The following is a 23,793-nucleotide window of genomic DNA, read 5'->3' as shown; positions in this document are numbered from 1 at the left end:
GTTAAAGCAGCGGCGCCACCACCGGTTCCTTGCGTGGCCAGGCATCCAGCACAGCCTTGAACAAGGTCGCCAGGGGGATCGCAAAGAATACCCCCCAGAATCCCCACAATCCGCCAAACAACAATACCGCGCAGATGATCGCCACCGGATGCAGATTGACCGCTTCTGAAAACAGCAACGGCACCAGCACGTTGCCGTCCAGCGTCTGGATGATCCCGTAGACCGCCATCAAATAGATGAACTGATCGCTCCAGCCCCACTGGAACAACGCAATCAGCATGACCGGCACGGTCACCACCACAGCGCCGACGTAAGGCACCACCACCGACACGCCCACCAGCAATGCCAGCAGCGCCGCGTAGTTCAGGCCCAGAACAACGAAACCGATGTAGGTCACGCCACCGCAAATGAAAATCTCGATGACCTTGCCACGAATGTAATTGGCAATCTGCCGGTTCATCTCATGAGCGACGCGGGTGATCAGCGCCCGCTCACGAGGCAAGTAACCACGCACCCACTGACCGATCATCTCCCGGTCCTTGAGAAAGAAAAACACCAGGATCGGCACCAGCACCAGGTAGATCATGATGTTCACCAGCAACGGCAGACTCGACAGCGAGAACGTCAGCGCCCACTGGCCGAACTTGCCAATCTCGCCCCGCGCCACTTCGATGGCCTGCAGCACCTGCTCATCGGATACCAGATGCGGGTAGCGCTCGGGCAGCAGCAATAACAGCGACTGCCACTTGGCGAGCATGCCGGGTAACTCGTTGAACAGCGTAATCAACTGATGCCAGAGCAACGGCACCACAACCACGATGAACACCAGCAATAGCCCCATGAACAACGCAAAGACCAGTCCCACCGCCACCCCGCCCGGCATGCGCAGGCGTTCGAGGGTGACGACCAACCCTTGCATCAGATACGCCAGCACCATCCCGGCCAGCACTGGCGCAAGCATGCCGCCCAGCGTCAGCACGGCGGTAAACGCCAGAAACAGCAGGACCGCCAGCACAACAGCCTCTTCGTCGGAGAAGTAGCGCTGAATCCAGTCGCGTAACACTTTGAACATCAATAATCCTTAGAAACGAACGCAGCAGAATTCAGGCTTTTTTCAACCAGTAGCGGTAAACACCCGCTTCATCTTCTTCACGAAGCAGCGTATGACCCGCCAATCGGGCAAAGGTGCGGAAGTCGCGCTGCGAGCCCGCATCGGTGGCAATGACCTTCAGCACTGCGCCGCTGGCCAGTCGATTGAGTTCCATCTTGGCCTTGAGCAACGGCAAGGGGCAATTCAGGCCGCTGGCGTCGAGCTCGGCGTCATGGGCTACAGCGTCGGTCATTGCATCACTCCGGGGACAGGTGGTCGAGCGGCTAGAATATCTGGTCCGAAGCGTAGTGTCCGGCTACAGTAAGGTCTTTGTCGACTAAGGCTTTGTGCATGACTTTTTTGCGCCCTACCCTGCTGACGCTCGCTTGCCTGCTCGCCTCACCGGGCTTCGCCGACGACCTGCCGTCACTCGGCGACGCCAGTTCTGCCATCGTCTCGCCGCAACAGGAACATCAATTGGGCCGTGCCTGGCTGGCGCTGTTGCGCAGCCAGGTTTCGCAGCTCAACGATCCACAGCTCAAGGACTACGTCGAATCCAGCGTCTACAGGCTGGTAGAGACCAGCCAGGTCAATGACCGGCGCCTGGAGTTCATCCTGATCAACAGCCCGCAACTCAACGCCTTCGCCGCACCGGGCGGTATTGTCGGGGTTAACGGCGGCTTGTTCCTCAATGCCCAGACCGAAGGCGAATACGCCTCCGTACTCGCTCACGAATTGGCTCACTTGTCGCAGCGCCACTTCGCCCGTGGCGTCGAAGCCCAACAGCGCATGCAAGTGCCGATGATGGCCGCGCTGCTGGCCGGGATTGTGATTGCCGCAGCCGGCGGCGGTAACGCCGGGATCGCGGCCATTGCGGGCACGCAGGCGGCAGCCATTCAGGAACAACGGCGTTTCTCTCGCCAGAACGAACAGGAAGCTGACCGCATTGGCATCCTCAATCTGGAAAAGGCCGGTTACGACCCGCGGTCGATGCCGACCATGTTCGAGCGATTGGCGCGCCAGTACCGTTTTGACGCCAAGCCACCGGAATTTCTGCTGACTCACCCGGTGACCGAGTCGCGGATCGCTGACACGCGCAACCGCGCCGAACAGGCAAAACCCGGCGGCATCGAAGACACGATGCGTTATCAGCTGATTCGTGCACGGGTCCAGTTGATCTATGAAGAAACCCCTGGCCTGGGTGCCAAACGCTTTCGCGCCCAGCTTGATGAAAACCCGAAAAATGATGTCGCTCGCTATGGCCTGGCCATCGCGCAGATCAAGGGCGGCCAGCTGAATGAAGCACGGGAAAACCTCAAGCTGCTTCTGGCCAAGTCGCCGAACGAGATCATCTACAACCTGGCGCAGGTCGATCTGGACATCACCAACAATCGTCTGCCGGACGCCCAGTCCCGGGTTGACCGAATGTTGACGCAGTATCCCGGCAACTATCCGCTGAACTCGGTGCGCGTTGACCTGCTGCTCAAGCAGAACCGTGCGCCCGAAGCGGAAAAAGCACTGGAGAATCTGCTCAAGAGCCGTCCTGACGATCCGGACGTCTGGTACATGGTGGCCGAGACTCGCGGTCTGTCAGGCAACATCATCGGCCTGCATCAGGCTCGCGCCGAGTATTTCGCCCTGGTCGGGGATTACCGCCAGGCCATTCAGCAACTGGACTTCGCCAAGCGCAAGGCAGGCACCAACTTCCCGCTGTCATCGCGGATCGATGCACGGCAACGTGAGCTGATGGAACAGGAGCGCATGATCAAGGACATGATGGGCTGACCTGCTGTTCAAACAAAATGACAGGCACAAAAAAACCGCCTCTTTCGAGGCGGTTTTTTATTCAGCCAACAACCGGATTATTCAGCCAGTTTGAAGGTGATGAAACTGGCGCGACCTTGACGCAGAACCCGCATCGACACCGAGCGGTTCTTCGGCAGCGCCTTGGCGATATCCGTGAACTCCTTGGTGGAACCGATTGCCTGATTATTCAGGTGAGTGATCACATCGCCTGGCTGCAGGCCAATCAGAGAAGCAGGACCGTCCTGGACTTCCTTGATCACGACGCCGCCTTTGAGGTCGTAGGTTTTCTTCTGCTCATCCGTCAGCTCGACCACGGAAACACCCAGCCGGTTGCTGCTGCGCTCGGTGGTAGATTTCGGCAGCGAATCCAGCTCTTTGCCTTCTTCCGGGATAGCGCCGACCGTCAACTCGACATTCTTGCGCTTACCTTCACGAATCACTTCCAGATCAGCTTTCGAGCCGGCCTTCAGCGCGCCCACCAGGTGTGGCAGATCGGCGGACATGACGATCGGTTGGCCGTTCATGCTCAGGATCACGTCCCCTACTTGCAGGCCACCCTTGGCAGCCGGGCCGTCATCCTGGATCTGAGCCACCAACGCACCGGCTGGCTTCTCCAGACCGAACGATTCGGCCAGATCCTTGCTCACTTCCTGAATCACCACACCCAACCAGCCACGGCTAACTTTGCCACCGCTTTTGAGCTGATTGGAAACGTCCATGGCGACGTCGATCGGGATCGCGAACGACACACCCATGAAGCCGCCGGAACGGGTGTAGATCTGCGAGTTGATGCCAACCACTTCGCCGGCCAGGTTGAACAGCGGACCACCCGAGTTACCCGGGTTGATCGGCACGTCGGTCTGGATGAACGGCACATAGTTTTCGTTTGGCAGGCTGCGACCGATGGCGCTGACGATACCTTGGGTCACGGTATGGTCGAAACCGAATGGCGAGCCAATCGCCACGACCCATTGGCCGGCCTTCAGGTCCTGGGATTTGCCGAGTTTGAGGACCGGCAGATCCTTGCCCTCGATTTTCAGCAGAGCCACGTCGGAACGCGGATCGGTGCCAATCAGTTTGGCTTTCAATTCGCTGCGGTCAGCGAGGCGGACGAGGATTTCGTCTGCATCGGCAATCACATGGTTGTTGGTCAGGATGTAGCCATCAGACGAGATGATGAAACCCGAGCCCAGGGATTGGGCTTCACGCTGACGATCACCGCGGGGCGTACGCGGCTGTGGCGGCATACCGCGCTCGAAGAACTCGCGCAACATGGGCGGCAAGCCTTCAAGGTCGGGCATCTGCTCGCTCACTATGCGATCAGGCAGTTTCTGCGTGGTACTGATGTTTACCACCGCGGGCGAGGCCTGCTCGACCAACTGTGTGAAGTCAGGCAACTCAGCCGCTTGAACAGCGACCGCCTGACCAAGCACCAGCACGGTGGCAAAAATAGAGAGATAAGACTTCAAGCGTGGTATCGACATACGGCTCCCGTTACGACGAGCATGGTTAAGCGATATGGAGCAAGGAACACCGGGAACGATACGCCGGTATTTTTGTTCCGGGAACAACAAACAAGGCCAGAGCCGAGAGGCTCTGACCTATAGAAAAAATCGGGGATATTTGCAAGTTGAAATGCTCACCAAACATTTCGATTTCAGCTCACTACTTGGTTGCAGTGGCGTCGCTGCGCATGGATAGCGCAATCCGTTCAGCGGTGCCAATCGGAATCTCACCGACCACGGTCACCATCATCTCGCCTTGCGGGGTAGTCAAGCGTCGGGAAACTGCAACGGTCGGCCCCAACTGGGTGCGAGTGTCAGTAATTGTTGCGCCATTCAACGGCTCTAGGAAAACCGAGAAACGCGCCAGACCATCGTCATACATCAGACTGTTGACTTGGGTTTTGGTCTCTGGATCCTTGCGGGACGTACTGCTGGTCAGCTCGAAACCAGGCGGTAACCAGTCCGAACGCCATACTTGCGCCGCCTTGGTTGCAGAAGCCTTGTCACTGTCGAGGGCAATAGTTTTGCAATCGGCACTAGGCTGCAAGTCGCTGTCGGACGGAAGATCGGCGGTATCCAGTTGCGTGAACTGGAATCGCTCCAGCAACTGCCCTCGTTCATTCAGAAGCAATGATTTGAGAGGCAGGCCGGTTTCTTTATCCAGATGCAATTCAAAACCGTAGCGGTGTTGATCGCGAGGTGTCAGTGAAACGATTACTGCCGCACGCCCAGCCACACGCGACTTGCCAATGACGGCAAGGTCGTACCAATTCTTTAACTTTTGTGGATCGAGTGCACGAGCAGCGGAGCTGGGGGAATCTCCAAGCCCTGCTATCAGAATGCCGCTAACGCATTGAGTACGTCCATCAATGCGCACGACTTCCTGTGCCGAGCCGTCGAGCTGGAGTAAACGCTCGCGGACCTTGCCATCCTGGACGCGGTGCCAAATGTTGTGGGTAGAAAAACTACCGTTACGCTCGTAGACGAATGTACCGTGAAAACTTTGCTGTTGCTCGGCTTGGCCCAGACGGGTCAACCAGTTCTGGGCTTCATCAGCATGGGCTGGAACAACAAACCAGCCACCGAGCAGAAGCGTAAGTAGAGGGATGGCGCGCATGATCCTCCTTAACGGTTTTCCAGACTTGCTGCACGAGCGTAAGGCAGAGCGCTCTCAGTACCTTTCAGTGCAGCCTGTTGAGCATGTTGGCGCAAATAGCCTGGCAGACGCTGATCGTGCGAGCCTTGCTGACCTTGCAACACGCCGTTGGCCATAGGGCCAGTGGCTTCCGAACTCTCATTGTAGCCTGCTAATACAGCTGGACCCTTGACCTGAGGAACGGCCAGACCTGGTTGACTGGATTGTTGAGCCAGTTCGACCCCAGCGATTTCGTCCTGGTTATATAGACGAACACCTGCCAGTACGGCGAGGGTTACCGAAGCAGCGACCGCCAGACGACCCAGGCTGCGCCATGGACCACGGGTGGCTTTTGCAGGTACGGCTTCGTCAGCCAGCGCAGCAGAAACTGCCGCAGCGATATCCAGACGTGGAAGCAGCAAATCCTTGTGCATAACTGCCCGAGCGATTTGATAACGAGCCCAGGTATCACGGGTTTCTACATCGTCAAAGGCATTCAATACCCGACGCAATTCCAATTCGTCCGCTTCGTTATCCATCACTGCGGACAGCGATTCCTGCAGGGCTTCACGACTCATGGCGTTCCTCTCTTGGCTGTCGCCGCTGTCTCAGTTTTCCTGCAACAACGGCTGCAGGGCTTTATCGATGGCTTCCCGAGCGCGGAAAATCCGGGAGCGCACGGTACCCACCGGACACTGCATGACGGCCGCAATGTCCTCGTAACTCAGACCATCGAATTCACGTAAAGTTAAAGCCGTACGCAAATCTTCTGGCAGTTGCTGAATGGTTCGATGGACGGTGCCTTCGATCTCATCCCGCAGCAATGCACGTTCTGGCGACTCGAGATCCTTGAGGCCATGATCGCCATCGTAGAACTCTGCATCCTCGGAACTGACATCGCTATCCGGCGGCCGACGGCCGCGTGAAACCAGATAGTTTTTCGCCGTGTTGATGGCGATGCGGTAAAGCCACGTATAAAACGCGCTGTCCCCGCGAAAATTTCCAAGTGCACGGTACGCCTTGATAAAGGCTTCCTGCGCCACATCCTGGGCTTCATGGGTGTCGTGCACGAAACGCACGATCAACCCGAGAATTTTGTGCTGGTATTTCAGCACTAGCAGATCGAAAGCTCGCTTGTCGCCGCGTTGAACGCGCTCGACCAGCTGCTGATCCTCTTCCTGGGTTAGCATGAACACTCCTCGATAAGCTCGAAGGAGGCTTGCATAACTAAACAACCAGACTTGCAAACATAGACTCGGGCTTTTCGCAAAAGTTCTCCCCCTCCAAGCAAGTTTCCTGCGGGCTCTGATTTGGCACGCACGAAAAGCGCAGCGCGGGTTAACCCGGCTGCGCGAATAATCTTGTCATCGGATTCGCCGGCAAGGATCAAATCACAGATCCCGCGTTGAAGCCGACACTGTCCCTTGAATCAGGCAACGGTCTATTGGTCTTGGGCCTTTGGCAAAAGTTCCAAATATTTATAGCTGCGCAAGAGCGACATTGTGCAATCGTGAATGGAAAAAAACTGTTAAATCGTTGATACAGTCGTCTTGTCGCCGAAGCGGCCGAAAAACCATCCGACGAAGCGTCAGGTATTTTCCGTCACAGTAGTTTCACAATGCCATGTGCGCTCGCTATTGTGCCGCTCCCCCCCTCTATATACTAGTGGGCTGTGTGGCTGTCTTGACTCGCCGATCCAGGTGTCTTGCGCCAACCCCGACCCGGGTCGCTTTGAGCGGAATCCTGAAATGAGCCAACAGTTTCAACACGATGTTCTGGTAATTGGCAGCGGTGCTGCCGGCTTGAGCCTTGCGCTGACCTTGCCCGGTCATTTGCGCATCGCCGTACTGAGCAAAGGCGACCTCGCCAATGGCTCGACTTTCTGGGCCCAGGGTGGCGTCGCTGCCGTCCTGGATGACACCGACACCGTTGAATCACATGTCGATGACACCCTCAATGCTGGCGGCGGCCTGTGCCACGAAGACGCCGTGCGCTTTACCGTCGAGCACAGTAAAGAGGCGATTCAATGGCTGATCGACCAAGGTGTGCCCTTCACCCGCGATGAACAGTCCGGTACCGAAGATGGCGGATTCGAGTTCCACCTGACCCGCGAAGGCGGTCACAGTCATCGGCGTATCATCCATGCCGCCGATGCCACGGGCGCCGCGATTTTCAGAACCTTGCTCGACAAGGCCAGGCAACGACCGAACATCGAACTGCTGGAGCAGCGGGTCGCGGTCGACCTGATTACCGAAAAGCGCCTGGGCCTTGAAGGTGATCGCTGCCTCGGCGCCTACGTCCTCAATCGCGGGACCGGTGAAGTCGACACCTACGCCGCTCGCTTTGTGATCCTCGCATCAGGCGGCGCCGCAAAGGTCTATCTCTATACCAGCAACCCCGACGGTGCCTGCGGTGATGGCATTGCCATGGCATGGCGCTCGGGCTGCCGGGTGGCGAATCTGGAGTTCAACCAGTTCCACCCCACTTGCCTGTATCACCCGCAAGCCAAGAGTTTCCTGATCACCGAAGCCCTGCGCGGCGAAGGCGCACACCTGAAGCTGCCTAACGGCGAACGCTTCATGCAACGCTTCGACCCTCGCGCCGAGCTGGCGCCACGGGACATCGTCGCACGTGCCATCGACCATGAAATGAAGCGCCTGGGCGTCGATTGTGTCTATCTGGACATCAGCCACAAGCCGGAAGCGTTCATCAAGACTCACTTCCCGACGGTGTACGAGCGCTGCCTCGAATTCTCCATCGACATCACCAAGCAACCGATTCCAGTGGTTCCTGCGGCGCACTACACGTGCGGTGGTGTGATGGTCGATCAGCAGGGTCGCACCGACGTGCCGGGACTGTATGCCATTGGCGAAACCAGCTTCACCGGCCTGCACGGCGCCAACCGCATGGCCAGCAACTCGTTACTCGAGTGTTTCGTTTACGCGCGCTCCGCGGCGGCGGACATTCTTGAGCAGCTGCCGCAGGTTTCGATTCCGACCGCCCTGCCCGTCTGGGATGCGAGCCAGGTCACCGACTCCGATGAGGACGTGATCATTGCGCACAACTGGGACGAACTGCGGCGATTCATGTGGGACTACGTCGGCATTGTGCGCACCAACAAGCGCTTGCAACGGGCACAGCACCGCGTGCGTCTGTTGCTGGATGAAATCGACGAGTTCTACAGTAACTACAAGGTCAGTCGGGACTTGATCGAACTGCGTAACCTGGCCCAGGTGGCCGAGCTGATGATCCAGTCAGCCATGGAACGCAAGGAGAGTCGCGGCCTGCATTACACCCTCGACTATCCGAACATGCTGCCGGTGGCCCTGGACACTATTCTGGTGCCGCCCACCTACGTCGACTGAACGTGAGCCGAACCCGCAGGCGCCGGTGCATATCCGCCGCCTGCGAGTCGCGGGGAACGCAGATTGATCTGACCCGCCGCTCGTCTCGCAGTCGAAAACGCAGCACAACGAGCAAAGGGAGCGCCAGGCTGTCCGGTCGTAGCTGCACCGATTGCCAACCCTCCTCCTGATTCCACAATTGCCAACCATCGGCATTGCGACGCAAGCCGCGAAATGCTCTTGGGTGTGTCAGCAGAATTTGCCGCGGTAACGCCCAAGCACCGTGAGCCAGACAGCAAAAAGCGCCGAGCAGACTGGCCCAGACCGGTATAGAGAGAAGACACAGCGAACCCAGCGCGAACAGCTGGGCCAGAAGATACGCCGCCAGCAACTGCCGTGAGGCATGCCAGCGGCATTCGAACGCATTATTTGGGCTGGACACGATCCAGAATCATGCGAACCATGCGCTGAAGCTCCGGATCTTCAGATTCGGCGCGTTCCATGAACCAGCCGAACATGTCCTGATCTTCGCATTCGAGCAGCTTGCGGTAGCAATCGCGGTCGACATCATTGAGGTGCGGATAGACCTCCTTCACGAACGGTACCAGCAACACGTCAAGCTCAAGCATGCCGCGGCGGCTGTGCCAGTAGAGGCGATTCAGTTCAACATCTTCGACCATGGAGCGCTCCTCAAATAGGCGGCAAGTATACAGCCCCAGGCGGAGTCGAACACTCGGCTTTGGTCGGCCACCAACGATCCTTTGTGAACTACCCATTTCAAGAGCGCCCCCTTATGATGTCCCCCAGACTCTTTATCCTGCGATGACCCATGGCCGATTCTGCTTTTTTCTGCACCCTGTCTCACGAAGGCGTTCTCGCAGTACGCGGCGCGGACGCCGGCAAATTCCTGCAAGGCCAATTGACCTGCAACCTCAATTACCTGAGTGACACCCAGGCCAGCCTCGGCGCCCGCTGCACGCAGAAGGGCCGGATGCAGTCGAGTTTCCGCATCCTGCTGGAAGGCGACGGCGTTCTGATGGCCATGGCCACCGAACTGCTGGAACCGCAACTGGCGGACCTGAAAAAGTACGCGGTGTTCTCCAAGTCCAAACTGACCGACGAAAGCGCTGCCTGGGTCCGCTTCGGCATCGACCATGGCGATGCGGCGCTGATCAGCCTCGGTCTTGATCTTCCGGCTGACACCGACAGCGTCGCGCGCAATGACGGCTTGATCGCCATTCGCGTCTCGCCGGACCGCGCCGAACTCTGGGTCGCCGCCGACCAGGCCGACCTTATCAAGGGCAAGCTGTCCGCCGTATTGGCCGAAGGCGATCTGAATCAATGGCTGTTGGGCCAGATCCGCGCAGGGATCGGTCAGGTCATGCCGAGTACTCGCGAACTGTTCATCCCGCAGATGCTCAATCTGCAAGCCGTAGGTGGCGTGAGCTTCAAGAAAGGCTGCTACACCGGCCAGGAAATCGTTGCGCGCATGCAGTACCTGGGCAAACTCAAGCGCCGCTTGTATCGCCTGACACTGGATGCCAACGAGTTGCCTGAACCTGGCACACCCTTGTTTTCCCCTACCCACGGCAGCTCTATCGGCGAAGTGGTGCTGGCCGCCAACGCCGAGCAAAACATTGAACTCCTGGCCGTGCTGCAAGCCGAAGCAGCAGAAGGCGGTGATATCCATCTGGGCGCGCTCGAAGGGCCAGCCCTGCACCTGCTCGACCTGCCTTACGAACTGGATCGCGATCGCGAAATCCAGCGTTAACAGCAGCATTTGTCGCAATACCTAGAGAAACGAAATGAGCGAGCTGGCGGAAAAGGTCCAACAGGATTTGGTTGAGGCCATCGATAACGATGACCTGGTTCTGCCAACGTTACCGGAAGTGGCCCTGCAGATTCGCAAGGCCGCCGAAGACCCGGAAATCAGTGTCAGCACCCTGAGCAAAGTGATCGGCCGCGATACCGCGCTGTCGGCGCGTCTGATCAAAGTGGTCAATAGCCCGCTGTTGCGCGCGACCCAGGAAGTCACTGACCTGCACACGGCAATCACTCGACTGGGCATCAATTACAGCAGCAACCTGGCCATCGGTCTGGTCATGGAACAGATTTTCCATGCCCGCTCCGAGGTGGTGGAACAGAAAATGCGCGATGTCTGGCGCAAAAGCCTGGAAATCGCCGGGATCAGCTATGCGTTGTGCCGCCGGTACACGCAACTCAAGCCCGACCAGGCAGCCCTTGGCGGACTGGTGCATCAGATCGGTGTGTTGCCGATCCTGACCTACGCCGAAGATCACTATGAACTGCTGGCTGACCCGGTCAGCCTCAACCATGTGATCGATCACATTCATCCACTGCTCGGCGACAAACTGCTCAGGGTCTGGGAGTTTCCGGAGATGCTGGTACAGGTGCCGGGGCTTTATCTGGACTTCAATCGACAGTCCGAGCGGGTCGACTATGTCGATCTGGTGCAAGTGGCCAGCCTGTATTGCCACAAGGACACCGATCATCCCCTCGCCCGTATCGACGCATTCAGCGTGCCGGCGTTCAAAAAGCTGGGAATTGATCCGGAGAACGAGGCAGTATGCCGCGATCTGGAAGAGTCACGGTCGATGTTTTACTAATCTAGACCGCGTCGCGCCCTTCGCGAGCAAGCCCGCTCCCACATTTGATCTGTGTTCACAGGACCAATGTGGGAGCGGGCTTGCTCGCGAAGGGGTCAGCCCTGACACCGAAAAACTATCCGGCGATAAAACTCACCCGCACCTTCAACCCCGCCTGCTCGCCATCGTGCAGGCTGATTTGAGCCAGGTGTGCGCGGCAGATCTCGCCAACAATCGCCAGTCCCAATCCCGAACCGGCCACCTGCTGGTTGCGCCGATAAAAGCGCTCGAACACCCGATCGCGCTCTTCAAGAGGAATGCCTGGGCCGTCGTCCTCGACCTCCAACACAGCCGGTGCCGTGACCCGAAGAATCACGTTGCCACCCGACGGCGTGTGCGCCAGCGCGTTATCCACCAGATTGCTCAACAGTTCGTTCAACAGCGTTGGCTCGCCGCGCAACCACACCGGTTCGTCCGCTTCCAGCGCCAGCGCCACACCGCGCGCATGGGCCAGCGGCGCCATGGCCATGCCGAGTTCGCGAGCCAGCTGACTGAGGTCAAGCAACTGCGCGCCGCCCTCGGCGATGGCCCGGGCACCGTTTTCGACCCGTGCCAGCGAGAGCAATTGATTGGCAAGGTGAGTCAAACGGTCCGTACTTTGGGCGACCGTTTCCAATGTATTGCGCCAGGTTTCAGGTTCGGTCGAGCGCAAACCCAGCTCCAGTCGTGCCTTGAGCGCCGCCAGGGGCGTACGCAACTCATGGGCGGCATCGGCGATGAACTGCGCCTGACGCTCGAACTGCCCGCGCAAGCGCTCGGTAAAGTGATTGAGCGCGCGCACCAGCGGCCATAATTCGCGTTGCACTTCCACCAACGGTAATGGCCGCAGATCGTCCGACTGACGCTCTTCCACCGCGGTGCGCAAGCGTTCCAACGGACGCAACGCGGCGCTGACCGCAAACCACACCAACAACAACGCACCCATCGCCAACATACCCAGACGCAGCAACGTGTCCGCCGCCAGGCTGCGGGCCATGCTGACCCGCGCCTCATCGGTTTCCGCCACGCGGATTTCCGCCATGCCGTTCATGTTCGGCTCGCTCACGGGTTTGAGCAGGCTCACCACGCGCACGTTCTGCCCCTGGTACTTGGCGTTATAGAAGCGCGCCAGTGCCGGATAGTCATCGGTGCGTGGCGTTCCCGGCGGCGGTGGCGGAAGGTTTTCGTAACCGGAAATCAGCTTCTGATTGATGTCGTTGACCAGGTAAAAAATCCGTCCCGCACTGTCGTAGGCGAAGGTGTCGAGGGCCACGTAGGGCACGTCGGCGCTCAGCGTGCCGTCACGCTGGGAGACGCCCGCAGCGATGGTCCTCGCCGAGGCCAGCAAGGTCCGGTCATAGGCGGTGTCGGCCGCTTCGCGACCGTTCCAGTAAGCGCTCAAACCACTGGCCAACATCAACACCACCAGCAACAGCGCCAGATTCCACAGCAACCGCCAACGCAGGCTGCTGGGCTTATGCATCGCGGCTTTCCAGCAAGTAGCCGAGACCGCGGAAGGTCACGATGACGACCGGTTGACCGTCGAGCTTTTTGCGCAGGCGATGGACATAGATCTCGATGGCGTCGGGGCTGGCCTCTTCGTCCAGTCCGAAGACTTGCGAGGCCAGTTGCTCTTTGCTCATCACCCGACCGGGACGGGCAATCAGGGCTTCGAGCACCGCCTGCTCGCGGGAGGTCAGGGTCAGCAACTCTTCGCCAAGGGTGAAGCGCCGGGTGTCCAGGTCATAGGCCAGCACACCGCAGCGCTGCAGGCGTTCACCGCCGAGCACACTGCGGCGCAGCAAGGCTTTGACCCGGGCTTCGAGTTCGGTCAGTTCGAAAGGTTTGGCCAGGTAATCGTCAGCGCCAAGGTTCAGACCGTGGACCCGATCCTTGACGTCGCTGCGGGCGGTCAGCATCAACACTGGCAGGTTCTTGCCCCGCGCCCGCAGGCGCGCCAGCACTTCGAAGCCATCCATGCGTGGCAGGCCGACGTCGAGAATCGCCATGGCGTATTCCTCGCTGCTCAACGCCAGGTCGGCCGCCACGCCGTCGTACAGCACATCCACGGTCAGCCCGGTGCTCTTGAGCGCCTGGGCGACACTTTCGGCGAGCTGCAGATGGTCTTCGACGAGCAGAACACGCATGGATCCTTACCTCATTCAGGGATGGCCGACGCCATTCTTTGGCGCGGAGTTTACAGCCGCAACCGCCGCTGTGAAGCCCGAAAACCGTGAAAGTCTTCTGAAAGGTTAGCGAAAGGTTGGCCGGTTAGAGTCCAGCCACGGACAGTTTCGACTGCCGTCGCTACCGCACATAGCGTACGAAAAACGCCTCGAAGCGTTTTCGCCAATAAGAACAATAAACGGAGTACTTCAAGATGCAGTCCATGCAGCTCCAGGCTTGCCCGCCTGCTCGCTTTTCCCGCCTCAGCTACACCGCCCTTGCCAGTGCTGCCGCCCTCGCCGGCTTTTCGCCGTTGAGCCAGGCTGCCTTCTTCGAAGACAGTACGGCAACCCTCGAAACCCGCAACATGTATTTCAACCGCGACTTTCGCGACGGTACCAGCGCCCAGCAATCCAAGCGGGACGAATGGGCCCAGGGGTTCATGCTCAATCTGCAATCGGGTTACACCGACGGCACCGTGGGGTTCGGTGTCGATGCGCTGGGCATGCTGGGGGTCAAACTCGATTCGAGTCCCGACCGCACCGGCACCGGCCTGCTGCCAACCCATGACGACGGCCGCGCGGCCGATGAGTACTCCAAGCTTGGCCTGACCGGCAAAGTGAAAATCTCCGCCACGGAACTTAAAATCGGCAGCCTGATTCCGGAACTGCCGATCCTCAAGCCCAACGACGGGCGCATCCTGCCGCAGACTTTTGAAGGTGGAATGCTGACCTCCAAAGAGATCAAGAACCTGACCTTCACCGGCGGGCGTCTGGAGAAAGCCAAGGACCGCGACAGCACCGACTTCGAGGACATCGCCCTCAACAACAAGAACAGCCGCTTCGCCGGTACCGTGGCCGGCAAGCACTTTGACTTTGGCGGCGTGGACTACAAGTTCACCGACAAGATCACCGGCAGCTACCACTTCGCGCAACTCGATGAAGTCTACAACCAGCACTTCCTCGGTATTGTCGCTTCGCAACCGTTCGGCCCCGGTACTTTCGGCACCGATCTGCGCCTGGCCATCAGTGATGACCAGGGTGCGGCCCGTGGCGGCAAGATCGACAACAAATCCCTCAACGGCCTGGTGAGCTACGCCTTGAGCGGGCATAAATTCAGCGCCGGCTATCAGCACATGTCCGGCGACAGCGCGTTCCCTTATGTCGATGGCAGTGACCCGTACCTGGTCAACTTCGTTCAGATCAATGACTTTGCCGGCGCCGAAGAACATTCCTGGCAGGCGCGCTACGACTATGACTTCGCCAAACTCGGCATCCCCGGCCTGAGTTTCATGAGCCGTTACCTGAGCGGTGACAACATCAAGCTCAAGAACGGTGACGAAGGCAAAGAGTGGGAACGCAACACCGAAATCAAATACGTCGTACAAAGCGGCGCGCTCAAGGATGTCGCCGTGCGCCTGCGTAATGCCACTTACCGCTCCAACTACTCCGCTCGCGATGCCGATGAAGTGCGTCTGCTGGTGAGCTATAGCGTTGCCCTTTGGTAATTCAGTAAACCTATAACAACAACTCCCCAGGAGACTTGAATGAACTTATCACTGCGTAAAGTTGCTCTCACCGCCAGCGCCCTGCTGTTCGCCGGCCAATTGCTCGCCGAACCCAAACGCCCGGAATGTATCGCCCCGGCCTCGCCAGGCGGCGGTTTCGACCTGACCTGCAAGCTGGCGCAAAGCGCGCTGGTGAATCAGAAACTGCTGACCAAACCGATGCGCGTGACCTACATGCCCGGCGGTGTCGGCGCGGTGGCGTACAACGCGGTGGTCGCCCAGCGTCCGGCCGATGCTGGCACGCTGGTGGCGTGGTCCAGCGGTTCGCTGTTGAACCTGGCCCAAGGCAAGTTCGGCCGTTTTGATGAAAGCGCCGTGCGCTGGTTGGCCGCCGTTGGAACAAGCTATGGCGCCATCGCGGTGAAAAGCGATTCGCCTTACAAGACCCTGGACGATCTGGTTCAGGCGTTGAAGAAAGATCCGAGCAAAGTGGTGATCGGCTCCGGCGGCACCGTCGGCAGCCAGGACTGGATGCAGACCGCCCTGATCGCCAAGGCCGCCGGGATCAACCCGCGTGACCTGCGTTACGTCGCCCTCGAAGGCGGCGGTGAAATCGCCACCGCCCTGCTCGGCGGCCACATTCAGGTTGGCAGCACCGACATCTCCGACTCCATGCCACACATCCTGAGCGGTGACATGCGCTTGCTGGCCGTGTTCGCCGAGAAGCGTCTGGACGAGCCGGAAATGAAAGACATTCCGACCGCCAAAGAGCAAGGCTACGACATCGTCTGGCCAGTGGTTCGCGGCTTCTACCTCGGGCCAAAAGTCAGCGATGAAGACTACGCCTGGTGGAAAGACGCTTTCGACAAACTGCTGGCTTCTGAAGAGTTCGCCAAGTTGCGTGATCAGCGTGAACTGTTCCCGTTCGCCATGACCGGCCCGGAGCTGGACACCTACGTGAAGAAGCAGGTGGCGGACTACAAAGTGCTGGCCAAAGAGTTCGGCCTGATTCAGTGATCGCCTCTGTCTAGCGGCTGCGGCCCCCGTTCTGCGGGGCCGCGGCACAGGAGTTTCTCATGCTCTTACAACGCATTTTCGCTTCGGTGCTGTTGCTGGCCTGTGTTGGCCTGGCGCTGATGGCGTGGCCGTATCAAGCGGCCTTTTCCTACGAACCGGTGGGGCCCCGAGCCTTCCCGCTATTGATGCTCGGCCTGATGGGCCTTGGTCTGTTGTACATGGTGTTTCGTCCGACACCGATCGTGCACAGTGACGACGACCCGAAACTCGACCGTGAAACCCTGATCAAGATCGGCATCTGCGTACTGCTGTTGCTGGTGTTCGCCGGGGCCTTCGAACCCCTTGGTTTCATCGTCGCCAGCATTCTGATTGGCATCCCTATGGCACGCCTGTATGGCGGCCGCTGGCTACCCAGTACGGTGATCATCAGCCTGATGGCTATCGGTCTTTATCTGCTGTTCGACAAGGTGATGGACGTGCCACTGCCGCTGGGCGTGCTCGACGTTCTGGAGAACTGATATGGATACTCTTGGCTATTTGGGTCAGGGCTTCGGCGTCGCGCTGAGCCCGTACAACCTGGTGACCGCGCTGTGCGGCACCCTGATCGGCACCGTCGTCGGGCTATTGCCAGGCCTGGGCCCGATCAACGGCGTGGCGTTGCTGATTCCGATTGCATTCGCCCTCGGTCTGCCGCCGGAGTCGGCGCTGATCCTCCTGGCGGCGGTGTACCTGGGTTGTGAATACGGCGGCCGGATCAGCTCGATCCTGCTGAACATTCCGGGCGAAGCCTCCACCGTCATGACCACCCTCGACGGTTACCCAATGGCTCGCAAGGGTCTGGCGGGTGTAGCGTTGTCGCTGTCGGCGTGGAGTTCGTTCATCGGTGCGTTCATCGCCACTTGTGGCATGGTGCTGTTCGCCCCGCTGCTGGCGAAATGGGCGATTGCCTTTGGACCGGCAGAGTATTTCGTGCTGATGGTGTTCGCGATTGTCTGCCTCGGCGGCATGGCCGGTGATCGACCACTGAAGACTTTTATCGCCGCGCTGATCGGTTTGTTTTTGTCGACCGTCGGGATCGATGCCAACAGCGGCGTGTACCGTTTCACCGGGGACAACATCCATTTGACCGACGGCATTCAGTTCGTTGTGCTGGTACTGGGCTTGTTCTCCATCAGTGAAATCCTTCTGCTGCTGGAAAAAACCCATCGCGGCCAGGAAGCGGTGAAAGCGACCGGCCGGATGATGTTCAACTTCAAGGAAGCGTCGTCGGTGTTCGTGGTGAACATCCGTTGCGGTCTGCTCGGTTTCATCATGGGCGTTCTGCCGGGTGCCGGCGCAACACTGGCCAGTGCCGTGGCCTACATGACCGAAAAACGTATCGCCGGCGCCAATGGCACGTTCGGACAAGGCGACATGCGTGGCCTCGCGGCGCCGGAAACCGCCATCGGCGGCGCAGCCTGCGGTGCCCTGGTGCCGATGCTGACGCTCGGCGTTCCGGGTTCCGGTACCACGGCGGTCATGATCGGCGCACTGTCGCTGTACAACATCACCCCGGGTCCGCTGTTGTTTCAACAGCAACCGGACATTGTCTGGGGCCTGATCGCTTCGTTGTTCGTCGCCAATATCATGCTGGTGATCCTCAACATCCCGATGATCCGCATCTTCACGCGCATCCTGGCCGTGCCGAACTGGGCGCTGGTGCCAGTGATTGCGATCATCACCGGGATCGGCGTCTACGCGGTGCACGCCACCACCTTCGACTTGTTCCTGATGATCGGCATCGGCATCTTCGGTTACATCCTGCGCAAGCTGGATTTCCCGTTGTCACCGGTTCTGTTGGGCTTCATCCTTGGTGGCCTGATGGAGCAGAACCTGCGTCGCGCCCTGTCGATTTCCAACGGCGCGCTGGAAATCCTCTGGTCCAGCCCGATCACCTTCGGTGTCTGGGTACTGACCGCAATCATGCTGCTGATGCCGATCCTGCGAATCTGGCGCAAACGTTCGGTCGCCCGGCGCGTTATCGCCGATGTCTGATCGAACACCCTTCAAAGCCTGGTGGGGAACTCCGCTGGTCGGTCTGCTGGGCGGTTACCTGGCCAGCCAGATTGGCTGGCCACTGCCATGGATGGTCGGCTCGTTGCTGGCGATCATCCTGGTGCGTTGCCTGACACCCTGGCAATTGGCGGAAATCCCTGGCGGCCGCAAGTGCGGCCAGTGGATTGTCGGCATCGGCATCGGCCTGCACTTCACCCCGGTGGTGATGGAGCAGGTCCTGAGCCACTTCGGTCTGATCTTCTTCGGTGCATTGGTCACCAGTCTCTCGGCCGTGGTGGGTGTCTGGTTGATGCGGCGTACCGGTGAAGATCGCGCCACCGCGTTCTTTTCCAGCATGCCCGGCGGCTCCGGGGAGATGGTCAACCTCGGCGCGCGTAACGGCGCGGTGCTCAGTCGCGTTGCGGCGGGGCAAAGTCTGCGGGTGTTGGTGGTGGTGCTGTGTGTTCCGGCGGCGTTCAAGTATTGGCTGGGTGACGGTGCACCACTGTCCCATGCCACTTCCGTTGACTGGCGCTGGCTGGCACTTCTATTCCCGGCGGGTGCCCTCGCCGCCTGGCTCTGGGAGCGTCTGCGTCAACCCAATCCGTGGCTGTTCGGTCCGTTGCTGGTGAGTGCGGCGGTGAGCATTGGCTGGGACCTGCACATCAGTTTGCCTAACGGCGGCAGCCAGATCGGCCAATGGCTGATTGGCAGCGGGTTGGGGTGTCACTTCAATCGGCAGTTTTTCCGGCGTGCGCCGTCGTTTATGGGGCGGACCTTGATCGGCACGGTGCTGACCATGTTGATCGCCACGCTGGCAGCATTGGGGTTGAGTGCGCTGACGCATCTGGATTTGCGTTCGCTGACGTTAGGCATGATGCCCGGCGGGATTGCGGAGATGAGCCTGACGGCAGAGACATTGCAGTTGTCGGTGCCGTTGGTGACGGCGATGCAGGTGATGCGCTTGTTGTTTGTGTTGTTTCTGGCGGAACCGTTGTTCAAGTATTGGAATCGGCAGCCCGACGCCCCCTAACCTGATCGTTCCCATGCTCCGCGTGGGAATGCCTCAACGGACGCTCCGCGTTCGGCTTTGGATGGGACGCAGAGCGTCCCGGGCTGCATTCCCACGCAGAGTGGTGGGAACGATCATTAACCCCTCAAACCGGCGGCAACCGCCACTCAATCGGCGTCTCGCCATTCTGCTCCAGAAACTTATTGGTTCGACTGAAGTGCCCGCACCCGAGGAAGCCGCGATAGGCGGACAGCGGTGATGGATGCACCGACGTCAGCACCAGGTGCTTGGTGGCATCGATCAGTTTCTGCTTGCTCTGGGCATGCGCGCCCCACAGCAGGAACACCAGATGTGGCTGGTGTTCGCTGACCACTTCGATAATCCGATCGGTAAAGTGTTGCCAGCCTTTGCCCGCATGGGCGTTGGCGTTGGCGCGTTCCACGGTCATGGTGGTGTTGATCATCAGCACGCCCTGGTCAGCCCAGCTTTGCAGGCAACCGTGGGTCGGGATGTCGATGTTCAGATCGCGTTTCAACTCCTTATAGATATTCACCAGCGACGGCGGCGCCGGTACGCCCGGTTGCACTGAAAAGCACAAGCCGTGGGCCTGTCCCGGACCGTGGTACGGGTCCTGGCCGAGGATGACGACTTTGACTTTATCCAGCGGCGTCGAATTGAGCGCGTTGAAAATCATCGGTCCCGGAGGGTAGATTTCCTTGCCTGCCGCACGCTCCTCTTGCAGGAAGTTGCGCAACTCTGCCATGTAGGGCTGGTCGAATTCGGCACGCAGTGCCTCCTTCCAGCTCGGTTCGAGTTTGATACGGTCGTCAGCAGTCATGGTTACATCCGGCAAAAACAATGGGGCGAACCCTAGGAAAGCCCATCACGCTTGTCAATTGATCTGACGCAGATCCAGCACTTTCCTACATAGCGATCATACTGAACGCTCAAATTCCCGATCGAGGTCACGATGAATCTGCACTTCGAAGAACTCACTGGCACCGACGGCGCACGCATCGGAGTCGCCAGCCTGGATGCCGAAAAGTCCCTCAATGCCCTGTCCTTGCCGATGATCAACGCCTTGCGCGATCAACTGGACGTCTGGGCCAAAGAGCCACAAATCGTCTGCGTCGTGCTGCGCGGCAACGGTGCCAAAGCCTTTTGCGCCGGTGGCGAAGTCCGCAGCCTGGTGGAAGCCTGTCGCGCCCATCCCGGCGAAGTGCCGCCGTTGGCCGCGCATTTCTTTGCGGCGGAATATCGCCTGGACTTCAATCTGCACACTTATCCTAAACCGCTGATCTGCTGGGGGCATGGCTATGTGCTCGGCGGCGGCATGGGGCTGCTGCAAGGGGCGGGCATTAGAATTGTTACGCCGAGCAGCCGCCTGGCGATGCCGGAGATCAGTATCGGTTTGTACCCGGATGTCGGGGCCAGTTGGTTTCTGTCGCGCCTGCCCGGCAAGCTCGGATTGTTTCTCGGTCTGACCGGCGCCCATATAAACGGTCGCGATGCGATCGATCTCGACCTGGCCGACCGTTTCCTGCTCGATGAACAGCAGGAAGAACTGATGGAAGGCCTACTGCAGTTGAACTGGCAGGAACAGACACCGATGCAGCTGAACAGCCTGCTCAAGGCCTTGCAGCAGGAAGCCATCGCGCAAATGCCTGAAGCCCAGTGGCTACCACGACGCCAGCAGATCGATGAGCTGCTGGATGTCAGTGACGTGCGCTGCGCCTGGAAGGCCATCAGCCAGCTGCGCGACAACACGGATCTGCTGCTCAGCCGTGCCGCGAAAACCATGAGCGAAGGCTCGCCCCTGACCGCTCATCTGGTGTGGGAGCAGATCGCCCGCGCCCGGCACATGTCGCTGGCTCAAGTCTTTCAGATGGAATACACCATGAGCCTCAACTGCTGCCGTCATCCCGAGTTCAGCGAAGGCGTGCGCGCACGGTTGATCGACAAGGATCAAAAACCGCATTGGCACTGGCCAGACATCAATAACCTGCCGGATGCGGTGGTAGAAGCGCATTTCCACAAGGCCTGGGAAGGCCGGCATCCTCTGGCCGATCTGTAGGAATAATGAAATCTGGGCATAAAAAAGCGGCGCTTCATGCGCCGCTTTTTTATGAGTGTTTAACGGTGGCCGCCTCGGCCATCGTTATCACCGCGACCGCTGTGGTCGCCCCTTCCGCCACGGTTGTCGCGTCCGCCATGACCGCCGCGATAGTCGTTGTTTCCACCGCGGCTACGACCGTCCCAACCGCCACGGTTATGGTTATCCCAGCCGCCGCGGTTATGGTCATCCCAGCCGCGATTCTGATGAGCCCGGTAATCGGCTCGTGGCGACGACTGGTAATAACGCGGTGCCGGTTGATAAACCCGCGGCTGGTAGTAATACCGCGGTGTTGGCTGGTAATACCGCGCTGGCGGTGCGTAGTACCGACGTGGTTGCGTGTAGTAACCGCCGCCGCCTGAATAGTAAGGTCCGCCGTCATAATAGGATGGCGAGGTATAGACCTCGGAACTGTAGTAGCTGGCTCCTCCATCGGAATAGGGCACGCATGCACCAAGAGACAATCCCAATACAGCAATCAGAAGAATTCGCAGATACATGGCGGCCTCCTGGACCGCGAGTGAGCCACACCAGCGACGCTGGCAGGCGACAGTCAATTATTCGCTGACTGTCGAAAGATCAGACATCGTTTTCCAAAGCTGGTGCGTTCCTGAAACACATTGAAACAAGTCGCCGATGAAAGGTTTTTCATCCATTCACCCGCTGATTAGTGGTGGCCACCACGATATCCACCTCCGTAATAACGAGGTGAATGCCCGCCCCAATAGTAGTAACGATAGCCACCATAAAAGCGCGGACCATAGTAATAGCGCGGTCCGTAATAGTAGGAATAGGGTGAATAGTCGGGGTAGTAATAAGGCGCGGAATACACATCGTAGCCACCGGCGTAGTAGTAGCAGCCGGACAACCCCAGACCGAGAACAACACCAAACAACAGTCGACGAAACATGGCGGCCTCCTGAAAGACCCACAGCCGGAACACGCCGGCTGACACCTGTTTTGACTGGAAATATTCCATCGAGTGCCGAGCCGCCAGGACCTTCAGATCAGCGGCCGGCCCGATCCATTGCGGTGCACCCATGCACCATCACAAGGCGACGTCGCCACCTCTCCCCAACGCGCTAATTGCGTAAATGCCCACGCTAGAGCGCTCAAGCCAACTTGGCACGGCTCTCGCTTTAGCAAAGACGTGCAGGAGTCATCACAGGTTCGCGGCACCACAATTTGCAATGGCTGACTAGGGTTCCGGCTCGTTAAGGCGAGTGGCTGGTCCGAGAGTTGGCGACCTCCAGTTGAGGTTACACGGCGGGATAAAAGCCCGGGAGACAAGCCACCGTTCACGGTGCCGCGTTGACTCCTGCCCGCCCTTGATCAACTGGAGAACCACCCATGCTCAAGCTTCGTTTACCCGCCCTGCTCGCCGCTGCTTTCGCAGCCCTCGTGAGCGTCTCGTCCCAGGCCGCACAGAAAGACCACTTCAGCGTCTGCTGGACCATCTACGCCGGTTGGATGCCGTGGGAATACGCCGGCAGCCAAGGCATCGTCGACAAATGGGCGAAGAAGTACGGCATCAAGATCGATGTGGTGCAGCTCAACGACTATGTCGAATCAATCAATCAATACACCGCCGGCCAGTTCGATGGCTGCACCATGACCAACATGGACGCGCTGACCATTCCGGCGGCCGGTGGCGTCGACAGCACCGCGCTGATCGTCAGCGACTTCTCCAACGGCAACGACGGCATTGTGCTGAAGGGCGACGGCAAGAAAGTCACCGACCTCAAAGGCATGGACGTCAATCTGGTGGAGCTCTCTGTCTCCCACTATTTGCTGGCCCGGGCGCTGGATTCGGTCGATCTCACCGAGAAAGACCTGAAAGTGGTCAACACCTCCGACGCCGACATCTCGGCGGCCTTCAACACCGATCAGGTCAACGCCGTCACCACCTGGAACCCGATGCTTTCGGACATCAAGGCCAAGCCTGCGGTGACCGAAGTGTTCAACTCCAGCCAGATCCCCGGCGAAATCATGGACATGATGGTGGTCAACAGCGCCACCCTCAAAGACAACCCGGCTCTGGGCAAAGCGCTGACCGGCGCCTGGTTCGAAGTGGTGGAATTGATGAACGCCAAAAACGCCGCCAGCAAAGCCGCTCTCGAACACATGGCCAAAGCCTCGGGCACCGATCTGGCCGGTTTCCAGTCGCAACTGGACACCACCAAATTGTTCGCCACCCCCAAAGAAGCCCTGGCGTTCTCCACCAGCAAGCAACTGCCGGAAACCATGCGCAAGGTGGCCGAGTTTTCGTTCCAGCATGGCTTGCTGGGTGAAGGCGCCAAGGACACCAGCGCGGTCGGCATGGCGTTCGCCAACGGCGTGACCAGCGGCGACAAGAACAACCTCAAGCTGCGCTTCGACCCGACCTACGTGCAGTTGGCCGCCGACGCCAAGCTGTAAT

The 23,793-nt window shown here is 59.2% G+C and carries 24 protein-coding genes and 1 riboswitch; of the genes, 11 read left to right on the top strand and 13 right to left on the bottom strand.

Going from position 1 to position 23,793, the window contains the following annotated elements:
• Position 1: 1 nt before the first annotated feature.
• Entirely contained in the window at positions 2-1,072 is a 1,071-nt protein-coding gene (locus KGB03_RS06100) for an AI-2E family transporter (RefSeq protein WP_046055715.1), read from the bottom strand.
• Between the two features lie 31 nt (positions 1,073-1,103).
• On the bottom strand, positions 1,104-1,343 hold the full coding sequence (locus KGB03_RS06095; protein WP_007930235.1) for a sulfurtransferase TusA family protein: 240 nt from the start codon (positions 1,341-1,343) through the stop codon (positions 1,104-1,106).
• A gap of 98 nt (positions 1,344-1,441) precedes the next feature.
• On the opposite strand from KGB03_RS06095, the gene KGB03_RS06090 reads away from it, so the two are divergent.
• Positions 1,442-2,875 (top strand): M48 family metalloprotease, encoded by a 1,434-nt coding sequence (locus KGB03_RS06090; RefSeq protein WP_111450827.1) that lies wholly within the window; start codon positions 1,442-1,444, stop codon positions 2,873-2,875.
• Positions 2,876-2,952: 77 nt separating this feature from the next.
• On the opposite strand, the gene KGB03_RS06085 is transcribed toward KGB03_RS06090, so the two are convergent.
• The 4 genes from KGB03_RS06085 to rpoE form a co-directional block, all read right to left on the bottom strand.
• A complete protein-coding gene (locus tag KGB03_RS06085; RefSeq protein WP_111450828.1) occupies positions 2,953-4,380 on the bottom strand; it encodes a DegQ family serine endoprotease in 1,428 nt (475 codons plus the stop codon).
• Positions 4,381-4,561: 181 nt separating this feature from the next.
• A complete protein-coding gene (locus tag KGB03_RS06080) occupies positions 4,562-5,518 on the bottom strand; it encodes a MucB/RseB C-terminal domain-containing protein (protein WP_192406625.1) in 957 nt (318 codons plus the stop codon).
• 8 nt (positions 5,519-5,526) lie between these two features.
• Positions 5,527-6,114 (bottom strand): sigma-E factor negative regulatory protein, encoded by a 588-nt coding sequence (locus tag KGB03_RS06075; protein ID WP_111450832.1) that lies wholly within the window; start codon positions 6,112-6,114, stop codon positions 5,527-5,529.
• 30 nt (positions 6,115-6,144) lie between these two features.
• The gene (rpoE, locus tag KGB03_RS06070) at positions 6,145-6,726 is read right to left on the bottom strand and encodes an RNA polymerase sigma factor RpoE (RefSeq protein WP_007944079.1); all 582 of its coding nucleotides are present in this window, start codon (positions 6,724-6,726) and stop codon (positions 6,145-6,147) included.
• Positions 6,727-7,284: 558 nt separating this feature from the next.
• Here rpoE and nadB point away from each other — a divergent pair.
• Positions 7,285-8,901, top strand: coding sequence for an L-aspartate oxidase (gene nadB / locus KGB03_RS06065; protein WP_008153071.1), 1,617 nt, complete (start codon positions 7,285-7,287; stop codon positions 8,899-8,901).
• On the opposite strand, the gene KGB03_RS06060 is transcribed toward nadB, so the two are convergent.
• Positions 8,870-9,322 (bottom strand): protein YgfX, encoded by a 453-nt coding sequence (locus tag KGB03_RS06060; RefSeq protein WP_218536397.1) that lies wholly within the window; start codon positions 9,320-9,322, stop codon positions 8,870-8,872. The genes nadB and KGB03_RS06060 overlap by 32 nt on opposite strands.
• Positions 9,306-9,560: a succinate dehydrogenase assembly factor 2 gene (locus tag KGB03_RS06055; RefSeq protein ID WP_007944081.1), complete on the bottom strand. Its 255-nt coding sequence runs from the start codon at positions 9,558-9,560 to the stop codon at positions 9,306-9,308. Before KGB03_RS06055 ends, KGB03_RS06060 begins: the two co-directional genes overlap by 17 nt.
• A gap of 149 nt (positions 9,561-9,709) precedes the next feature.
• On the opposite strand from KGB03_RS06055, the gene KGB03_RS06050 reads away from it, so the two are divergent.
• Both KGB03_RS06050 and KGB03_RS06045 read left to right on the top strand, forming a co-directional pair.
• Positions 9,710-10,651 carry a YgfZ/GcvT domain-containing protein gene (locus tag KGB03_RS06050; protein WP_218536396.1) on the top strand — a complete coding sequence of 314 codons (942 nt, stop codon included), beginning with the start codon at positions 9,710-9,712 and terminating at the stop codon, positions 10,649-10,651.
• A gap of 34 nt (positions 10,652-10,685) precedes the next feature.
• Positions 10,686-11,507, top strand: coding sequence for an HDOD domain-containing protein (locus KGB03_RS06045; RefSeq protein WP_111450836.1), 822 nt, complete (start codon positions 10,686-10,688; stop codon positions 11,505-11,507).
• 115 nt (positions 11,508-11,622) lie between these two features.
• On the opposite strand, the gene KGB03_RS06040 is transcribed toward KGB03_RS06045, so the two are convergent.
• On the bottom strand, positions 11,623-13,008 hold the full coding sequence (locus KGB03_RS06040) for a sensor histidine kinase (protein ID WP_218536395.1): 1,386 nt from the start codon (positions 13,006-13,008) through the stop codon (positions 11,623-11,625).
• Positions 13,001-13,672, bottom strand: coding sequence for a response regulator (locus KGB03_RS06035; RefSeq protein WP_218536394.1), 672 nt, complete (start codon positions 13,670-13,672; stop codon positions 13,001-13,003). Before KGB03_RS06035 ends, KGB03_RS06040 begins: the two co-directional genes overlap by 8 nt.
• 233 nt (positions 13,673-13,905) lie before the next feature.
• On the opposite strand from KGB03_RS06035, the gene KGB03_RS06030 reads away from it, so the two are divergent.
• The 5 genes from KGB03_RS06030 to KGB03_RS06010 are packed head-to-tail and all read left to right on the top strand — an operon-like array spanning position 13,906 to position 19,282.
• Positions 13,906-15,198, top strand: coding sequence for an OprD family porin (locus tag KGB03_RS06030; protein WP_223526568.1), 1,293 nt, complete (start codon positions 13,906-13,908; stop codon positions 15,196-15,198).
• Positions 15,199-15,237: 39 nt separating this feature from the next.
• Entirely contained in the window at positions 15,238-16,215 is a 978-nt protein-coding gene (locus tag KGB03_RS06025) for a Bug family tripartite tricarboxylate transporter substrate binding protein (RefSeq protein ID WP_192406618.1), read from the top strand.
• A 59-nt stretch (positions 16,216-16,274) separates the two neighbouring features.
• Positions 16,275-16,733 carry a tripartite tricarboxylate transporter TctB family protein gene (locus KGB03_RS06020; RefSeq protein ID WP_218536392.1) on the top strand — a complete coding sequence of 153 codons (459 nt, stop codon included), beginning with the start codon at positions 16,275-16,277 and terminating at the stop codon, positions 16,731-16,733.
• 1 nt (position 16,734) lies between these two features.
• Entirely contained in the window at positions 16,735-18,249 is a 1,515-nt protein-coding gene (locus tag KGB03_RS06015) for a tripartite tricarboxylate transporter permease (protein ID WP_192406616.1), read from the top strand.
• Complete coding sequence (locus KGB03_RS06010) at positions 18,242-19,282, top strand: AbrB family transcriptional regulator (protein ID WP_111450844.1); 1,041 nt, start codon at positions 18,242-18,244, stop codon at positions 19,280-19,282. The genes KGB03_RS06015 and KGB03_RS06010 overlap by 8 nt, the downstream gene beginning before the upstream one ends.
• Before the next feature lie 124 nt (positions 19,283-19,406).
• On the opposite strand, the gene ung is transcribed toward KGB03_RS06010, so the two are convergent.
• Entirely contained in the window at positions 19,407-20,099 is a 693-nt protein-coding gene (gene ung, locus KGB03_RS06005; protein WP_111450846.1) for a uracil-DNA glycosylase, read from the bottom strand.
• Positions 20,100-20,231: 132 nt separating this feature from the next.
• Here ung and KGB03_RS06000 point away from each other — a divergent pair, with 132 nt between their 5' ends.
• Positions 20,232-21,335 carry an enoyl-CoA hydratase/isomerase family protein gene (locus KGB03_RS06000; RefSeq protein WP_218536390.1) on the top strand — a complete coding sequence of 368 codons (1,104 nt, stop codon included), beginning with the start codon at positions 20,232-20,234 and terminating at the stop codon, positions 21,333-21,335.
• Between the two features lie 59 nt (positions 21,336-21,394).
• On the opposite strand, the gene KGB03_RS05995 is transcribed toward KGB03_RS06000, so the two are convergent.
• Together KGB03_RS05995 and KGB03_RS05990 are read right to left on the bottom strand one after the other, a co-directional pair.
• A complete protein-coding gene (locus KGB03_RS05995) occupies positions 21,395-21,874 on the bottom strand; it encodes a hypothetical protein (protein ID WP_192406609.1) in 480 nt (159 codons plus the stop codon).
• A gap of 167 nt (positions 21,875-22,041) precedes the next feature.
• Positions 22,042-22,284 carry a hypothetical protein gene (locus tag KGB03_RS05990; protein ID WP_223526588.1) on the bottom strand — a complete coding sequence of 81 codons (243 nt, stop codon included), beginning with the start codon at positions 22,282-22,284 and terminating at the stop codon, positions 22,042-22,044.
• Between the two features lie 277 nt (positions 22,285-22,561).
• Positions 22,562-22,662: riboswitch (guanidine-I (ykkC/yxkD leader) on the top strand.
• A 62-nt stretch (positions 22,663-22,724) separates the two neighbouring features.
• Between KGB03_RS05990 and KGB03_RS05985 the strand changes: the two genes are divergently transcribed.
• Positions 22,725-23,792 (top strand): putative urea ABC transporter substrate-binding protein, encoded by a 1,068-nt coding sequence (locus KGB03_RS05985; RefSeq protein WP_111450850.1) that lies wholly within the window; start codon positions 22,725-22,727, stop codon positions 23,790-23,792.
• Position 23,793 lies beyond the last annotated feature (1 nt).

It is taken from the genome of Pseudomonas sp. BF-B-26 (assembly GCF_019956495.1).
Taxonomy (GTDB): Bacteria; Pseudomonadota; Gammaproteobacteria; order Pseudomonadales; family Pseudomonadaceae; genus Aquipseudomonas.
This window is presented reverse-complemented; position numbering and strand designations above follow the sequence as displayed.

Bases quoted from the DNA above. Each gene is read 5' to 3' on its own strand.
- KGB03_RS06100 (WP_046055715.1), bottom strand. From the start codon at position 1,072: ATGTTCAAAGTGTTACGCGACTGGATTCAGCGCTACTTCTCCGACGAA.
- KGB03_RS06095 (WP_007930235.1), bottom strand. From the start codon at position 1,343: ATGACCGACGCTGTAGCCCATGACGCCGAGCTCGACGCCAGCGGCCTG.
- KGB03_RS06090 (WP_111450827.1), top strand. From the start codon at position 1,442: ATGACTTTTTTGCGCCCTACCCTGCTGACGCTCGCTTGCCTGCTCGCC.
- KGB03_RS06085 (WP_111450828.1), bottom strand. From the start codon at position 4,380: ATGTCGATACCACGCTTGAAGTCTTATCTCTCTATTTTTGCCACCGTG.
- KGB03_RS06080 (WP_192406625.1), bottom strand. From the start codon at position 5,518: ATGCGCGCCATCCCTCTACTTACGCTTCTGCTCGGTGGCTGGTTTGTT.
- KGB03_RS06075 (WP_111450832.1), bottom strand. From the start codon at position 6,114: ATGAGTCGTGAAGCCCTGCAGGAATCGCTGTCCGCAGTGATGGATAAC.
- rpoE (WP_007944079.1), bottom strand. From the start codon at position 6,726: ATGCTAACCCAGGAAGAGGATCAGCAGCTGGTCGAGCGCGTTCAACGC.
- nadB (WP_008153071.1), top strand. From the start codon at position 7,285: ATGAGCCAACAGTTTCAACACGATGTTCTGGTAATTGGCAGCGGTGCT.
- KGB03_RS06055 (WP_007944081.1), bottom strand. From the start codon at position 9,560: ATGGTCGAAGATGTTGAACTGAATCGCCTCTACTGGCACAGCCGCCGC.
- KGB03_RS06050 (WP_218536396.1), top strand. From the start codon at position 9,710: ATGGCCGATTCTGCTTTTTTCTGCACCCTGTCTCACGAAGGCGTTCTC.
- KGB03_RS06045 (WP_111450836.1), top strand. From the start codon at position 10,686: ATGAGCGAGCTGGCGGAAAAGGTCCAACAGGATTTGGTTGAGGCCATC.
- KGB03_RS06040 (WP_218536395.1), bottom strand. From the start codon at position 13,008: ATGCATAAGCCCAGCAGCCTGCGTTGGCGGTTGCTGTGGAATCTGGCG.
- KGB03_RS06035 (WP_218536394.1), bottom strand. From the start codon at position 13,672: ATGCGTGTTCTGCTCGTCGAAGACCATCTGCAGCTCGCCGAAAGTGTC.
- KGB03_RS06030 (WP_223526568.1), top strand. From the start codon at position 13,906: ATGCAGTCCATGCAGCTCCAGGCTTGCCCGCCTGCTCGCTTTTCCCGC.
- KGB03_RS06025 (WP_192406618.1), top strand. From the start codon at position 15,238: ATGAACTTATCACTGCGTAAAGTTGCTCTCACCGCCAGCGCCCTGCTG.
- KGB03_RS06020 (WP_218536392.1), top strand. From the start codon at position 16,275: ATGCTCTTACAACGCATTTTCGCTTCGGTGCTGTTGCTGGCCTGTGTT.
- KGB03_RS06015 (WP_192406616.1), top strand. From the start codon at position 16,735: ATGGATACTCTTGGCTATTTGGGTCAGGGCTTCGGCGTCGCGCTGAGC.
- KGB03_RS06010 (WP_111450844.1), top strand. From the start codon at position 18,242: ATGTCTGATCGAACACCCTTCAAAGCCTGGTGGGGAACTCCGCTGGTC.
- ung (WP_111450846.1), bottom strand. From the start codon at position 20,099: ATGACTGCTGACGACCGTATCAAACTCGAACCGAGCTGGAAGGAGGCA.
- KGB03_RS06000 (WP_218536390.1), top strand. From the start codon at position 20,232: ATGAATCTGCACTTCGAAGAACTCACTGGCACCGACGGCGCACGCATC.
- KGB03_RS05995 (WP_192406609.1), bottom strand. From the start codon at position 21,874: ATGTATCTGCGAATTCTTCTGATTGCTGTATTGGGATTGTCTCTTGGT.
- KGB03_RS05990 (WP_223526588.1), bottom strand. From the start codon at position 22,284: ATGTTTCGTCGACTGTTGTTTGGTGTTGTTCTCGGTCTGGGGTTGTCC.
- KGB03_RS05985 (WP_111450850.1), top strand. From the start codon at position 22,725: ATGCTCAAGCTTCGTTTACCCGCCCTGCTCGCCGCTGCTTTCGCAGCC.